This window comes from Kitasatospora sp. NPDC058406, assembly GCF_042722765.1.
GTDB lineage: Bacteria > Actinomycetota > Actinomycetes > Streptomycetales > Streptomycetaceae > Kitasatospora.
In genome coordinates, this window is record NZ_JBHXKE010000111.1 from 1 (window position 1) to 15396 (window position 15396).

At 73.1% G+C, this 15396-nt stretch carries 10 protein-coding genes; 7 read left to right on the forward strand and 3 right to left on the reverse strand.

Going from position 1 to position 15396, the window contains the following annotated elements; translation table 11 throughout:
- Positions 1 to 234: 234 nt before the first annotated feature.
- The 4 genes from ACFWOG_RS22140 to ACFWOG_RS22155 all read left to right on the forward strand — a co-directional run bounded on the left by ACFWOG_RS22140 (position 235) and on the right by ACFWOG_RS22155 (position 7521).
- Positions 235 to 1242, forward strand: coding sequence for a sugar ABC transporter permease (locus tag ACFWOG_RS22140; protein ID WP_329882594.1), 1008 nt, complete (start codon positions 235 to 237; stop codon positions 1240 to 1242).
- The gene (locus tag ACFWOG_RS22145) at positions 1239 to 2156 is read left to right on the forward strand and encodes a carbohydrate ABC transporter permease (RefSeq protein ID WP_329950002.1); all 918 of its coding nucleotides are present in this window, start codon (positions 1239 to 1241) and stop codon (positions 2154 to 2156) included. The genes ACFWOG_RS22140 and ACFWOG_RS22145 overlap by 4 nt, the downstream gene beginning before the upstream one ends.
- A gap of 119 nt (positions 2157 to 2275) precedes the next feature.
- A complete protein-coding gene (locus ACFWOG_RS22150; protein WP_380360494.1) occupies positions 2276 to 5449 on the forward strand; it encodes an Ig-like domain-containing protein in 3174 nt (1057 codons plus the stop codon).
- Between the two features lie 332 nt (positions 5450 to 5781).
- A complete protein-coding gene (locus tag ACFWOG_RS22155; protein WP_380360496.1) occupies positions 5782 to 7521 on the forward strand; it encodes a DUF4153 domain-containing protein in 1740 nt (579 codons plus the stop codon).
- A gap of 278 nt (positions 7522 to 7799) precedes the next feature.
- On the opposite strand, the gene ACFWOG_RS22160 is transcribed toward ACFWOG_RS22155, so the two are convergent.
- Positions 7800 to 9347 carry an MFS transporter gene (locus ACFWOG_RS22160; RefSeq protein ID WP_380360498.1) on the reverse strand — a complete coding sequence of 516 codons (1548 nt, stop codon included), beginning with the start codon at positions 9345 to 9347 and terminating at the stop codon, positions 7800 to 7802.
- 160 nt (positions 9348 to 9507) lie between these two features.
- Here ACFWOG_RS22160 and ACFWOG_RS22165 point away from each other — a divergent pair, with 160 nt between their 5' ends.
- The 3 genes from ACFWOG_RS22165 to ACFWOG_RS22175 all read left to right on the forward strand — a co-directional run bounded on the left by ACFWOG_RS22165 (position 9508) and on the right by ACFWOG_RS22175 (position 11849).
- A complete protein-coding gene (locus ACFWOG_RS22165; protein WP_380360500.1) occupies positions 9508 to 10224 on the forward strand; it encodes a TetR/AcrR family transcriptional regulator in 717 nt (238 codons plus the stop codon).
- A 123-nt stretch (positions 10225 to 10347) separates the two neighbouring features.
- Complete coding sequence (locus tag ACFWOG_RS22170; protein WP_329882599.1) at positions 10348 to 11058, forward strand: ribonuclease HII; 711 nt, start codon at positions 10348 to 10350, stop codon at positions 11056 to 11058.
- A 395-nt stretch (positions 11059 to 11453) separates the two neighbouring features.
- Positions 11454 to 11849 (forward strand): hypothetical protein, encoded by a 396-nt coding sequence (locus ACFWOG_RS22175; RefSeq protein ID WP_329950007.1) that lies wholly within the window; start codon positions 11454 to 11456, stop codon positions 11847 to 11849.
- Between the two features lie 163 nt (positions 11850 to 12012).
- Here ACFWOG_RS22175 and ACFWOG_RS22180 read toward each other — a convergent pair whose 3' ends face one another.
- Positions 12013 to 12732, reverse strand: a complete 720-nt coding sequence (locus ACFWOG_RS22180; protein ID WP_380360503.1) for a hypothetical protein — start codon at positions 12730 to 12732, stop codon at positions 12013 to 12015.
- A 368-nt stretch (positions 12733 to 13100) separates the two neighbouring features.
- The gene (locus tag ACFWOG_RS22185) at positions 13101 to 15299 is read right to left on the reverse strand and encodes a RecQ family ATP-dependent DNA helicase (RefSeq protein ID WP_380360505.1); all 2199 of its coding nucleotides are present in this window, start codon (positions 15297 to 15299) and stop codon (positions 13101 to 13103) included.
- Positions 15300 to 15396 lie beyond the last annotated feature (97 nt).

The window sequence follows — 15396 nt, forward strand, 5'->3', positions numbered from 1 at the left end:
GTCGCCCGTTCTGAGGTTCAGGCTGGCTGCTGTGTGGCGAGTCAGTGTCGTGGTCGGTGTTTCGGGCTTCGTGGCCGGTTAGTGGCCCCCGAGCCGCACCGCCCGTCCTCCGCCCTCCCCTCCTCCGGTCTCCGGTCTCCGGTCCTCGGGTCGCCGACCCTCCCGCCTCCCGGACTTCCGTCCCGGCCCGTCGTTTCCTCCCTTTCGCCGACCGCAAGGAAAGGACGCCCAGCCATGTCCCTCCCCGCCTCCGCACTCGCCGACGGCGCCTGGGGCGACGCGGTGGTCAAGTTCGGCAACGGCTTCGGCGCGATCGCCGGCTTCCTCGGCATCCTGTTGCTGGTCTTCCTGGTAGCCGGCCGCGCCTCCGGCCGTCTCGCCCGCCCGCTGGCGGTCGCCGTCTTCCTCGGTCCGGCGGTGGTGCTGCTGCTGGTGGGCCTGGTCGCGCCACTGGTCCGCACCGTCTGGCTGAGCCTCCACAACGACGACAGCAGCCGGTTCGTCGGTGGCGAGAACTTCGGCTGGGCGTTCACCACGGACTCGCTGCACGAGGTGCTGGTGAACACGCTGCTCTGGCTGGTGATCGCACCGCTGGCGGCCACCGGGCTCGGTCTGGTGCTGGCACTGCTGGTGGACCGGATGCGCGGCCAGGCGGTGTACAAGTCGCTGATCTTCATGCCGATGGCGATCTCCCTGGTCGGCGCGTCGATCATCTTCAAGTTCGTCTACGAGTCCCGGGACGCCTCGCAGCGGCAGATCGGCCTGTTGAGCCAGGTCGCCGTCGCGCTGGGCTGGGAGCACCCGCCGAACTGGATGCTCGCCCAGCCGCTCAACACCTTCCTGCTGATGGCGGTGATGGTCTGGGTGCAGACGGGCTTCGCGATGGTGGTGCTGTCGGCGGCGATCAAGGCGATCCCGGACGAGGTCACCGAAGCGGCCCGGCTGGACGGCGCGGGCGGGATGCGGCTGTTCTGGTACGTCACGGTGCCGATGATCCGCACGACGGTGGTGGTGGTGCTCACCACCGTGATGATCACCACGCTCAAGGCCTTCGACATCGTCCGCACCATGACCGGCGGCAACTTCGGCACCCAGGTGCTGGCCAACGAGATGTACTCGCAGTCCTTCGTGCAGTTCAACACCGGGCGGGGCAGCGCGCTCGCGGTGGTCCTCTTCCTCGCGGTGCTCCCCCTGGTGGCCTACAACATCGTCCAGCTGCGGAAGGAGCGTGGGGTGCGATGAGCGCACGGCGTGACGGCGGTCCCGTCCGGAAGGCCTTCTCCACCCCGGCGGCCTCGGTGTTCGTGATCGTGGTGACGGTGCTCTGGACCGTTCCCACGCTGGGCCTGCTGGCCACCTCGCTGCGGCCCAAGAAGGACGTCACCGCCGACGGCTGGTGGAACGTCTTCGTCCACCCGGACCTCGGCCTGGACAACTACCACACGGTGCTGTTCGAGGGCGGCTCCGGCGTCTCGACCGGTCTGATGCCGTTCCTGGTGAACTCGCTGGCGATCAGCGTCCCGGCCACCCTGTTCCCGCTGGCGCTGGCGGCGATGGCCGCGTACGCGCTGGCCTGGGTGCGGTTCCGGGGCAGCGACACGGTGTTCTTCGTGGTCTTCGCGCTCCAGGTGGTGCCGCTCCAGATGGCGCTGATCCCGCTGCTCCAACTGTTCTCCGGGGGCGCCCACCTGGGCTCGGTGACGCTGGTCCCGGCGCTGGACCTCGGCGGCACGTACGCGCCGGTCTGGCTGGCGCACACGATGTTCGCGCTGCCGCTGGCGATCTTCCTGCTGCACAACTTCATCGCCCAGCTGCCGCGCGACCTGATGGAGGCGGCGGTGGTGGACGGCGCCTCGCACTTCAAGATCTTCCGCTCGATCGTGCTGCCGCTCTGCACCCCGGCGCTGGCCTCGTTCGCGATCTTCCAGTTCCTCTGGGTCTGGAACGACCTGCTGGTCGCGCTGACCTTCGCCGGCGGTACGCCCGACGTGGCGCCGATGACGGTCCGGCTGGCGCAGTTGTCCGGATCGTTCGGGGGGCGCTGGGAGCTGCTGACCGCCGGGGCGTTCCTGTCCATCGTGATCCCGCTGGCGGTGTTCTTCGCCCTCCAGCGGTACTTCGTCCGCGGCCTGCTGGCCGGATCGGTCAAGGGATAGCCGGGTCGCCCCCCGGAGGCGTTTCGATTCACGCCGAACGTGTCGGTCTCGTGGACACGGTCGGCACGGAACCGGTACACCGTTAAAGGCAGTTGGCCGAGGTGACACAGGGGGCGGTCATGGCAGACGCAGGCATACACTCGGGCCGGCGGTGGCGGCCGTGGGGGCGGAGGGCCGGGGGGCTGCCGGCGGCCCTGGCCGTGGCGGCGGCGCTGGTCTCCGGACCGGGGGCCGCACCGGCCGCGGCCGATCCCGCGGCGGCCGTGACGCTCACGCTCGGCACCACCGAGGCCGGTACGGCCACGGACTCCGCCGACTCCGGCTACCTCAACGCCTCGCGCTACGTGACCGGTTCGGCCGGTGGCACGGTCACCGGCCTGTCGGTGTTCGTGGACGCGGTGGACGCGGCGCCCAACAACCGCTACCAGGTGGCGATCTACCGGGACAACGGCGGCAGCCCGGGCAGCCTGCTGGTGAGCAGCGCCACCGGGACCCTCGCGGCCCACGGCTGGAACAGCGTCCCGCTGACGGCGACCCTGGCCGCCAACACGCCGTACTGGCTGGCCTACAACACCAACGGGACCAACGCGGCGGTCAACAACCTCCGGTACAGCCCCGGCGGCACCAGCGCGTACGGCAACGGCGGCCAGCCGTTCGGCAGCTGGCCGTCCGACGTCGGCCCGGTCACCTCCGGCGGCCTGAGCTTCTCGATCCACGCGACCTACACCGCCGACCCGGAACCGCCGACCACACCGCCGGGCCCGGGTCCGGGCGGGGAGGGCCCGATCCTGCTGGTCACCAGCCAGGCCAACCCGTACACCCGGTACCTGGCCGAGATCCTCAAGGCGGAGGGCCTCAACGCCTACCACCAGGTGGACATCTCCGCCGTCACCGGCCAGCTCCTCGCCGCCGCCGACGTGGTGCTGCTCGGCGAGATGCCGCTCACCGCCGCGCAGGCGGACCTGTTCACCACCTGGACCGGCGGCGGCGGGCGGCTGGTCGCCATGCGCCCGGACCGGCAGCTCGCGCCGTTGTTCGGCCTCACCCCGGTCACCGGAACCCGCTCCGACGCCTACCTGAAGGTGAACACCGGCGCCTCGCCCGGCACCGGGATCACCGGCGACACCATGGGCTACCACGGCGCCGCCGACCTCTACACCCTGAGCGGCGCCACCGCCGTCGCCACCCTCTACAGCGACGCCGCCACCGCCACGGCCAACCCGGCGGTCACCCTGCACACCGCCGGCAGCGGCCGGGCCGCCGCGTTCAGCTACGACCTGGCCAGGTCGGTGGTGCAGACCCGCCAGGGCAACGTCGCCTGGGCCGGGCGGCAGCGCGACGGAGTCGACGGCTACGAGGCCAGCGAGATGTTCTTCGGCACCGACGGCGGGCCCGACTGGAACGACCTGGACAAGGCGTTGATCCCGATCGCCGACGAGCAGCAGCGGCTGCTCGCCAACCTGCTCACCCGGCTGGGGTCCACGGCCAAACCGCTGCCCCGGTTCTGGTACTTCCCACGGGACGTCAAGGCCGTCGTGGTGATGACCGGCGACGACCACGGGGTCGGCGGCACGGCCGGCCGCTGGGACGGCTACCTCGCGCAGAGCCCGCCGGGCTGCTCGGTGGCCAACTGGGAGTGCATCCGCGGCTCCTCGTACATCTACACCGACGACCCGCTCACCCCGGCCCGGGCCAAGGCCTACAGCGACCAGGGCTTCGAGGTCGGCGTGCACGTCACCACCGACTGCCGACCCTGGGGCTCCGCCGCCGCCCTGCAGGGCTTCTACCGGGACCAGTTGGCCGGGTGGAGGGCCAAGTACCCGACACTGCCGTCCCCTTCGAGCAGCCGCACGCACTGCGTCGAGTGGGACGACTGGGCCACCCAGGCGAAGACCAAGCTGGCCAACGGGATCCGGCTGGACACCGACTACTACTTCTACCCGTCCGCCTTCACCAAGGACCGGCCCGGCTACTTCAACGGCACCGCGCAGATCATGCGGTTCGCCGACACCGACGGCAGCGTGATCGACGAGTACCAGGCCACCACCCAGCTCACCGACGAGTCCGGCCAGTCCTACCCGGGCACCGTCACCACGCTGCTCGACGCCGCCTACGGCGCCAAGGGCTACTACGCGGCGCTGACCGCCAACATCCACACCGACTTCGCCGCCTCCGCCGCCTCCGACACGATCGTCGCCGCCGCCAAGGCGCGCGGTGTCCCGGTGGTCTCCGGCCGGCAGATGCTCACCTGGCTGGACGGCCGCAACGGTTCGGCCTTCTCCCGGCTGGCCTGGAACGGGAGCGCGCTCACCTTCGACATCACCGGAGGAGCCACCGGGCTGCGGGCGATGCTGCCGGTCGACGCCGCCGCCGGGACGCTGACCGGCCTCAGCTCGGGCGGCCGGAGCCTCCCGTACCGGATCGAGACGGTCAAGGGCGTGCCGTACGCGTTCTTCGACGGCGCGGTGGGCTCGTACACCGCGACCTACGGTCGCGACACCACCCCGCCCGCGGTCACCGGCACCGCGCCGGCCGGCGGGGCCACCGGCGTGGCGCCCGGGGCGGCGGTCCGGTTCTCGTTCGGCGAGCCGCTGGACCCGGCGAGCGTGACCGCCTCCACCGCGACCCTGCGCACCACCGCGGGCGGCGCCACCGTGGCGGGCACGGTGGCCTACGACGCGGCGGCCAACGGCGTCGTCCTCACCCCGGGTGCCCCGCTCGCCCTCACCACCGGGTACACCGCGACCGTCCAGGGCGTGCGGGACAGCTCGGGCAACGTCCTGGCCGGTCCGTACGCCGTCTCGTTCACCACCGGGGGAGCGGAGCCGCGGACGATCGGCAACACCGCGGTGGGCTCGCTGATCGACGACACCGACTCCAACCACCTGAACGGCAACAGGGTGACGACCGGCGCCGCCCCGGTGGCGCTGACCTCGATGAGCGTGCACGTCGGACCGGTCAGCGCGGCGCCCGACAACCGCTTCCAGCTGGCCGTCTACACGGACGTGGGCGGTTCGCCGGGCGCCCTGGTCGCCGCGACCGGGAGCGGCACGCTCACCGCCAACGCGTGGAACTCGCTGGCGGTGGACATCACGCTGAGCGCGGGCACGTCCTACTGGTTCGTCTACAACAGCAACGGGACGGGCGCCACGGTGAACAACATGAACTACTCGACCGGCGCCGGCGGGCAGGGCGCGTACAGCAACACGGTCGTGCCGTTCGGGACGTGGCCGGTGAACTTCGGGCCGGCGGTGAAGGACGCCTTCCAGTACTCGCTGTACGGGACGTACTGAGGAGATCCGCCGAGGGGCGCCGAAGGGACGCGCTGAAGGAACGCGCTGAAGGAACGCGCTGAAGGGGCGTGCTGAGGGGTGCCGAGGGGCTTGCGCGGAGGGGCTCCGCGAAGTCGGACCCGGCTCTGTCACAGGCGTGCGACAGAGCCGGGTCCGGTGTTTTTGAACTTGTTCAGAATGGTCTACAGTCGGCTTCGGCCGCGGCTCCTGACGCCTTCACCGGTGTGGTTCCGCGCGCCCGTCGGCGCCGCACGCCCCGTGCTGCCGCGTCGCTCGGCGGACCGCCCCGAGGGCGGCTTCCGCGTGCCCGCCCGACCACTGAGGGGGAACCCATGTCCGGACCCACCACGCCCGCCCCGGACGGAGCACCGTCCGGGGCGGGCTCAGGACCCGCAGCCGGCGCCGGCCCCGAGGCAGTCCCGGGCGCCGGTACGGGCGGCCGTACCGGCGCGGACGTGCCCCCGGGCGCGGTCGGCGCAGCCCCGCGCGCCGCCGGTGCGTGGGGTGCGGGCCCGGTCGCCGCGGCCGCGTACGGCCCCTACCGGGCGCCCGGCGCGCCGGTGCCGCAGCCGTTCCAGTGGCTGCGGCTCAGCGACCCCGAGCGGAAGTCGCCGGCCACCGGGCGGGCCCTGCTCGCGGCGCTGCTGACCGGCCTGCTGGCGTCCTGGTTGCTGATCGACGGGCTCGGCGTCAACCTGCTCCTCTGCGCCGCGCTCGCCACCGCGGGTGCCGGGCTCGCCGCCCGCGCGGCAGGGCGGCGGGTGCGCGGCTGGACCGTCCTGTGGAGTGCCCTCGCGGTCGCCCTGCTCGCCGTCCCGGCGCTGTACGAGGCCGGCTGGCCGGTCCTGCTGTCCACCGTCTGGGCCCTGGGCCTGGCCTCGCTCGCGCTGCACGGGGGGCGCCGCTGGGCCGGTGTCCTGCTCGCGCTGCCCGGCGTGCTGTGGAACCTCGTGCCCGGCCTGCGCTGGGCCCGGAGCGGGCTGCGCGGCGGCAGGGTGCCCGGCCGGAGCCGGGTGGTGCCGGTGGTCAAGGGAGTGCTGGTGGCCGCCGTCCTGCTGGCCGTCTTCGGCGCGCTCTTCGCCGGCGCCGACGCGGCCATGGCGGACATGTTCGAGAGCCTCACCCCCAGCGTGGACCTCGGCGAACTCCCGGTCCGCTTCGTGCTCTTCACGATCGGCCTGGTGACCGCGCTGGGCTTCGCCCACATCGCGGCGGGCCCGCGGCGCTGGGACCGCACGCCGGTCCCGCCGGGCCGGGCCCGCGGCCGGCTGGAGTGGGCCCTGCCGCTGGGCGCGCTCAACCTGATGTTCGGCGCCTTCGCGGTGGTCCAGGCCGTGGTGGTGCTCGGCGGCCGGGACTCGATCATGGAGAACACCGGGATGAGCCGCTCCGAGTACGCCCGCCAGGGCTTCTGGCAGCTGCTGGTGGTCACCGTGCTCACCCTGGTCGTGGTCGCCCTCGCCAAGCGCTGGGCGCCGCGCGGCACCGAGGCCGACCGCCGGCTGGCGCGGCTGCTGCTCGGCACGCTCTGCCTGCTCACCCTGACCGTGGTGGCCTCCGCGCTCGGACGGATGTGGTTCTACGTGGACGCCTCCGGGCTGACCGCGCTCCGGCTCTGGGTCCTGGTGGTCGAGGTCTGGCTGGGCGTCGTCTTCCTGCTGCTCATCGCGGCGGGCCTGACCCGCTCGACGGCCTGGCTGCCGCGCGCCGCCGTGCTCAGTGCGGCGACGGCCGCCGCGCTGTACGGGCTGATGGGGCCGGACGCGGTCGTCGCGGAGCAGAACGTGGCCCGCTTCGAGCGGACCGGGCAGATCGACCTGCGCAACGTCCGGAGCCTCTCGCTCGACGCGGTTCCGGCCCTGGACCGGCTGCCGGGCGACCACCGGACCTGCGCGCTGGACGTCCTCGCGACCGGGCTCGCGGACGACACGCCCTGGTACGCCACCAGCCTGGCCGAGTCCCGGGCCCGGCTGATCCTCGCCGCCCGTCCGCCGGTGGACCGTTCGGCCGAGGACGACGGGGCGTGCGCGCGGCTGGGACTGTACGGCGGCGACTACCGCGGCGAGCGCTGAGCCCCGGGCTCGGCGAGGGGCGTTCGGCGGGGTGCCTCGAGGGGCCGCTCGGCGGGGTCGGGCAGGAACCGGCGGGGAGAAGGCGTGCGGGCCGGCCGGGAGCGAACTGCTCCCGGCCGGCCCGTCATCTCCGGCGGTCGACGCCGGATCGGTCCGCGCACACCGTCCGGCGTCCGCCGATCAGGTGCGTGGTGCGTGGTGCGTGGTGCGTGGTGCGTGGTGCGTGGTGCGTGAAGTGTGGTGCGTGGTGCGTGAAGTGTGGTGCGGGTGCGCCGCGCTCAGTGCATCGCGACGCCGGAGGCCTCCGTCGGCAGGTCGGAAGCCTTGGCCTTCACCACGAAGACCGCGACCACCAGGGCGACGGCCGCCAGCGCGGCGCCCGCGATGAAGCCGTGCGATATGCCCTGGGCGAGGACCTCGTTGGCCGCGCCGGTGCCCTGCGGGAACTCCTGCTTCTCCATCAGCCAGGCCTTCTGTTCCGGCGTGGCCGTGGCCATGAAGCCGGGCAGCTGGACCTTGGCCTCGGCGGTCGCGTAGTGCGCGAACACCGTGGTCAGGATCGACAGGCCGAGCGACCCGCCGATCTGCTGCATCGAGTTGAGCAGGCCCGAGGCGGCACCGGTCTCGTCCCCGGCGACGCCCGCGACGGCCAGCAGCATCACCGGGACGAAGACCAGGCCCATCCCGAAGCCGAACACGACCGTGGGGCCGAGGACGCCGTCCAGGTAGCCGCTGTCCGCGTCCATGAAGGTCAGCCAGGTGAGCCCGATGGTGACCAGCAGCGAACCACCGGCCATGAACGGCTTCGGGCCGTACTTGACCTGCAGGCTCGACGCGAGCTGGGCGGCCACGATGATGGACGCGCTGATCGGCAGGAAGGCGAAGCCGGACTTCAGCGGGCTGTAGCCCAGCGGGCCCTGCACGAAGAGCGTGATGTAGAAGAAGATGCCGAACATGGCCGCGGCCAGGCAGAGCATCATCACCAGGCCGCCGGTGCGGTTCCGGTCGGCGAACAGCTTCAGCGGGGTGATCGGCTGCGCGGTCCGGGTCTCGATGACCAGGAAGGCGGCCATCAGCACCACACCGGCCGCGAACGAGCCGAGCGTCAGCGGGTCGGACCAGCCGTCCGAGGCGGCACGGATGAAGCCGTAGACCAGGCCGACCAGTCCGAGTGTCGAGGTGAGCGCGCCGGGCACGTCGAAACGGCCCGCCTGGCGCTCCGACTCGGCGATGTGGCGCGGCGCGGCGAAGGCGATCAGGACGGCGATCGGCACGTTGACGAAGAAGACCCAGCGCCAGTCCAGGTACTCGGTGAGCACGCCGCCGGCCAGCAGGCCGATCGCGGCGCCCGAACCGGCCACCGCGGAGAACACCCCGAAGGCCTTGTTGCGTTCGGGCCCTTCCTCGAAGTTGGTGGCGATCAGGGCGAAGGCCGTCGGCGAGCAGATCGCGCCGCCGATGCCCTGGAGCGCGCGGGCGGCCAACAGCATGCCGCCGTCCTGTGCGAAGCCGCCGAGCAGCGAGGCGAACCCGAACAGGAGCGTGCCCGCGATGAAGACCCGGCGCCGGCCGAGGATGTCGCCCGCACGGCCACCGAGCAGCAGCAGGCCGCCGAAGGTCAGCGTGTAGGCGTTGATCACCCACGACAGGTTGGTCGTGGAGAAGTTCAGCACGTCCCTGATCTGCGGCAGGGCGATGTTCACGATGGTGGCGTCGAGCACCACCATCAGCTGCGAGGCCGCGATGACGGTCAGGGTGAGGTTTTTGTTCCGTCCTTGACGGCCCTGCGTTGGAGAGTTCTTGCTGAGTGTGTCGGAGATAGCCAAGTTGATGCCCCCTGCTGGCTACTGCTTCGTGTACTTCGGACCCGGGGTCCGGAACGGTCCGGCGGCGTCCCGCGGACTATGAAGGAACGGAATCGTTCACTACTGTGGACGATAGCGTGGGCGTGATTATGAACGCAACCGTTCCCTAAGGTTGGTGACAATGGATCAGTTGGTGCGGCGCCAGGCGGCGGTTCGGTCGACCGGCCGGGCGGTCGAACGGCCGGTCGAGAGGCCCGTCGAGCGGTCGACCGAGGCCGCCTCGGGACCTTGCCCCATACGGATCGCGGCCGAGGCCCTGCGTCGACCGGTCCGGCGGCGGGGGAAGGAGCTGGAGACCGCGATCTTCGATGCGACGCTCGACCAGCTCACCTCCGGCGGGTTCGCGCGGCTGACGATGGAAGGGGTCGCCCAGGCAGCCCGGACCGGAAAGGCCGCGCTGTACCGGCGCTGGGCCTCCAAGGTCGAACTGGTCATCGACGCCCTGGACTCCACTTTGCCACGCCCCTCCGACACTCCGGACCTCGGGTCCGCCCGCGAGGAACTCCTCTACCTCGTCGAGAGCTTCGCCGCCGTCGTGCACTCCCGCTCCGGTGGTGCGATGCACGCGCTGATGGCCGAGTTGGATCACGAACAGGCCGCGCTGTTCAAGGACTTCATGGCCCAGCGGGTGATCGAACCGACCAAGGGGGTCATTCTGGACATCCTCCGGCGCGGCGCCGAGCGCGGCGACGTCCGGCCCGGCGCGGTCACGTCGATGGTCGCCGACCTGGCGCCGGCGATGCTGCTGTACCGGGTCAAGATCTGCGGCGGGCGGGTGGGCCCGGAGTTCGCGACCGAGCTGGTGGACGAGGTCATGGTCCCGCTGATGCGGAACTGAGGCCGGGGGCCGGGGTGCGGGTGTTCCCGGCCCGCCCCGGCCCGCCCCGGGCCTTCCCGGGCCTTCCCGGGTCCTGCGGCGGGTGGAATACGCTGGAGTCCGCCCAGCTGAACGGATTCCGACATGCCCATCGTCCCGCCGACGCACTCCGTCGAGCGCTCGCTCCGGCGGGCCGGCGCCAAGGTCGTGGCCGGCCTCGACGAGGTCGGGCGCGGCTCCTGGGCCGGGCCGGTGACCGTCGGCGCGGCCGTCACCGGACTGCGCCGGCCGCCGGAGGGGCTGACCGACTCCAAACTGCTCACCGAGCGCCGCCGCGAGGCGCTCGCCCCGGTGCTCGCCGACTGGGTCGGCGCGTACGCGCTCGGTCACGCCTCGGCCCTGGAGTGTGACGAGCTGGGGATGACGGCGGCGCTGCGACTGGCCGCAGTCCGGGCGCTGGAGGCGCTGCCGGTGGAGCCGGACGCGGTGATCCTGGACGGCAAGCACGACTACCTCGGCGGTCCCTGGCAGGTGCGCACGGTGATCAAGGGCGACCAGTCGTGCATCTGCGTGTCGGCCGCCTCGGTGCTCGCCAAGGTCCACCGCGACGGACTGTTGGCCGAACTGGGGGAGGCGCACCCCGAGTACGGGTTCGCCGACAACGCCGGCTATCCCTCCCCGGTCCACCGGGCCGCGCTGGAGGAGTTCGGGCCGACCGAACACCACCGCCTCTCCTGGTCATATCTGGACGGACTGCCCAAATGGCGCCACCTGAAGCGGAGCCGGCCCCTTCCCGGGGTGGGCGGAGCGGGTTCGGCGGAGCCGGTCGGCGAACAGCTGGCGCTGGGCTTCTGACGGGCCGTCGGGGAGGGTCGGGGGCCGGACCGCGAGGTTCGCGGTGACCAACAGGTGGGGCGCCCGTGCGCGTCCGACCGGCATTTGATAGATATCCGGGTATGCCTGTCTTCCCCGAGGAGCCGGAGATCAGCGAGAGCCTCCCGGGCCCCGGCGTTCCAAGCCCCCGTGAGTCGGACGCACACGCCCTCCGTACGCCTGCCACCGGCAGCGCGAACACCGCCGTACCGTCGGCCGCCACCGCGTCGGCCCCGGTACCGGGCCCGCGTCCGGCACCGCCGCGTCCGGCACCCGCGCGTGCGAACCGTCCGGGGCCGCCGCCGCGCCCGAACCAGATTCCCAAGCCCACCCCGCCGCCCCCGCCGTCGCGGACCGCGTCGATCGAGATCCGGCATGTGCCGGCCACCGGGGCGGAGGCCCTGGACCGGGCCGACGAGACGGTCGACCGGCTGCTGGACTCCGGCCGTGACCCGGGAGACATCCTGGTGCTGACGGTCGGCGCGGCGCATCCGTGGCAACAGCACGAACTCACCTTCGGCGAGGAGCGCTACTGGGCGCAGCTCGCCGAGGGCGGCGACGTGTTCTACGCGGACGCCGACCTGACCCGCCCGGCCCGCCGTGCGGTCGTCGTCCTGGCCGTCGCTGCCGGCTCGGCCGGCCGCGTCGCCGCAGCACATGCCAAGGCACTCCAGCACGCGGACTCGCTGCTGGTGGTCTGCGGTGGCACCGCTCCCGCCCCGGCCGCCCTCGCGGGCGCCGGAGCACCGACCGGCGGCCGGCTGCCCGCCTGAGACCCTTCGGATCTTCGAGGCCCGGTACCGCTGGTGCCGGGCCTCGACGTTTCCGCGGGGCCTGCGCCACTCCCGGTCGGCGTCCGGACTCCCCGACCGCCTCGCTCGGCCGGTGGGCCGGGTCCGCTGCAGGCGCCGGCCCCGGGACGGGAGGGTGGTCGCGTCAGCGGGTGCCGGTGCGGCGGGTCGGCTCGATGGCCGTGACCCGGGCGGGTGTCCACGGGTGTTCGGACTGGCGGGACCGCTGTGGCCGTTCGCCGCGCCGGGGCCGCTCGGGCGCCGCCTGCCGCAGTGTCCGCTGGCCGCGCTGGCCGTCGAGGGCCGAACGCGGGGGCAGTTCCGTCACGGTGTGGACCGGTCCGTCCGCCCATGAAGCCGCGTTCGGATTGCGCCCGCTCCGTCCGTCGCCGAGGATCTGCCAGCCGACCGGGGTCAGGGCCACGTACGCGCCGCAGCGCAGCCCGTGCAGGGTGGCCGCGTCCTGGAGCGCCCACATCCAGGCGCCGTCCTGCTCGGTCCAGCCGGCCGCGCCCTCCCGGCAGCTCAGCAGCACGGCCGTCCGGGTCGGGGCGGGAAGGCGCAGGTCGTGCGGGACGACCTGGCGCAGGTGCGTGAGGATCGCGTTGCGGTGGAGCCAGCCGTCCTCGTTGTGCGGGCGGGGTGCGAACGAGGCCGACCCGGTCAGCCGGTGCAGCGCGTCCAGGACCGCGACCACGACCGTGCCGGGCTGGGGCAGGTGGCGCTGGTGCAGCTCCAGCACGAACTCGCGCGGATCGCGGAGCAGCGGGATCCCCGAGGCCGTCCAGGTCTGCAGGTCGAGCACCCGTCTGGGCGAGGAGCTCCGGGCGAGGGGATACTGACCTCGGTCGATGCCGTTGATCACAATCCTCCTTCCCGACCCACGGGCGCGCGGGTACCTGCGTACGCCGAAGACCTGGTCGACGGGACCGGGTTCCGGGTACGGTCCGATTCTCAGGGTAGCCGGGCGGGAGCGGCAACGATGAAATGATGAACGCCGCCCGAAAGCCAACGTTCTGCCGGATATATTCCACGTTCGTGCGAGTGCTACCCGACTGCTGCCGGATCGTGATCCGGGCCGCCTGAGGGATGCCGCGAAGTGTCCCGCGCAACTCCGTCCCGCCTTTCCGCCGGTGGCGGCCCCGGCGGTGTCCGCCGGGGCCGGCCGCGTTCCGGTGATCTCCTTAATTACTCCATTCGGGTGATATGAGTCGATCGGCTCCGGACCGGCCGTCAGCCCTGCACCGCCAGCACCAGCGGCAGCACCGCACCGGCACCGGCCCGCCGCAGCAACCGGGCGGCCACGGTGACCGTCCAACCGGAGTCGACCAGGTCGTCCACCAGCAGGACCGGCCCGCCCGCGGCCGCCACCGCCGCTTCCAGCTCCGGCGGCAGGACGAGGGCACCGGCCAGGGCGTTCAGCCGCTGGGCGCTGTTGCTGCGCGACCCGTGCGGGGGCTGTCCGGTCGCGTACTCGACCTGTCCGAGCAGGGGGAGCCGCCCGATCTCGGCGATCCGGGCCCCCAGACTGCCGACCAGCCGGGGCCGGCGGGACGAGGCCATGGTCACCACGCCGACCGGCCGGTCGAGTCGGCCGCCGTCGGCCGCGGCCGGGCCGGCCCAGCCGCCCGGACCGCGCGCCCAGTCGGCCAGGACGGTCACCAGGGCGTCCACCGCCTCGCCCGGGACCGGCCCGTCGGGGGCCTGGTCGGCGAGCAGCGCCCGCAGGCGGTTGCCCCAGCCGATGTCGGAGAGCCGGCCGAGGGCCCGGCCGGTCTCGGCCTGCTCGCCGGCCGGGATGCGGCCCTTGAGCGGTACGCCCAGCGCGTCCATCCCGGTGGGCCAGAGCCGACGGGGCTCGAAACCGACCCCGGGCCGGCCGAGGGAGGCCCGGGCCGCCTCCAGGGCCTCGGTCGAGACCTCCGGACCGTGCAGCGGTCCGGCGCAGTTGTCGCACCGGCCGCAGGGGGCGGCCTGCTCGTCGTCCAGCTGCCGGCGCAGGAACTCCATCCGGCAGTCGGTGCCCGCCGCGTACTCGCGCATCGCCCGCTGCTCGGCCTCGCGGGAGGCGGCGACCTTGGCGTAGCGGGCGGTGTCGTACTCCCAGCTCTGCCCGGTGGCCGTCCAGCCGCCCTTGACCCTCCGGACGGCGCCGTCCACGTCCAGGACCTTGAGCATGGTCTCCAGCCGGGCGCGGCGCAGGTCCACCCGGGGCTCCAGGGCGGCGGTGGAGAGCGGGCGGCCGGCTTCGGCGAGTGCGTCGATGGTCCGGCGCACCTGCTCCTCGGGCGGGAACGCCAGCGAGGCGAAGTAGCGCCAGATCGCCTCGTCCTCCCGGCCGGGCAGCAGCAGGACCTCGGCCCGGTCGACCCCGCGCCCGGCACGGCCGACCTGCTGGTAGTAGGCGATCGGGGAGCTGGGCGAGCCGAGGTGCACCACGAAGCCGAGGTCCGGCTTGTCGAAGCCCATGCCCAGGGCGGAGGTGGCGACCAGCGCCTTGACCCGGTTGGCGAGCAGATCGGCCTCGGCGGTGCGGCGCTCGGCGTCCTCGGTGCGGCCGGAGTAGGCGGCCACCGCGAAACCCCGCTCGCGCAGGAAGGCCGTCACCTCGTCCGCGGCGGCGACCGTCAGGGTGTAGACGATGCCGGAGCCGGGCAGCCGGTCGAGGTGGTCGGCGAGCCAGGCCAGCCGGTGCGCCGGGTCGGGCAGTGCGAGCACGCCGAGGGTGAGGCTCTCGCGGTCGAGCGGCCCGCGCAGCACCAGGGCGTGCGCGTCGCCGGTGCCCGTGCCGAGCTGCTCGGCGACGTCGGCGGTGACCCGGGCGTTGGCCGTGGCGGTGGTGGCCAGCACCGGGACGCCCGGCGAGAGGTCGGCGAGCATGGTGCGCAGCCGGCGGTAGTCGGGGCGGAAGTCGTGGCCCCAGTCGGAGATGCAGTGGGCCTCGTCGACCACCAGCAGGCCGGTGGAGGCGGCGAGCTTCGGGAGCACCTGGTCGCGGAAGTCCGGGTTGTTCAGCCGCTCGGGGCTGACCAGCAGTACGTCGACGGCCCCGGCGGCGACCTCGGCCTGGACGGTGTCCCACTCGTCGGTGTTGGCGGAGTTGATGGTGCGGGCGTGGATGCCGGCCCGGGCGGCCGACTCCACCTGGTTGCGCATCAGGGCGAGCAGCGGGGACACGATGACCGTCGGTCCGGCGCCCCGGGCCCTCAGCAGGGAGGTGGCGATGAAGTAGACGGCGGACTTGCCCCAGCCGGTGCGCTGGACCACGAGGGCCCTCCGGTGGTCGACGACCAGCGCCTCGATGGCCGTCCACTGGTCCTCGCGGAGCGTGGCGCCCGGGCCGGCCAGCTCGCGCAGGACGGCCTCGGCCCGGGTCCGGACCTCGGCGCGGTCGGCGGCGGTGGCGGTGGTGTGGGTCTTCGGCTGCTGCATGGCGTCCATGTAACCCCGAGGTGCCGACAAGCGGCGAACGGCGGCCGGTCACGCGTGGGTGGATCGGGGCCGTATTTCATCATCTGTACTGCTGAAC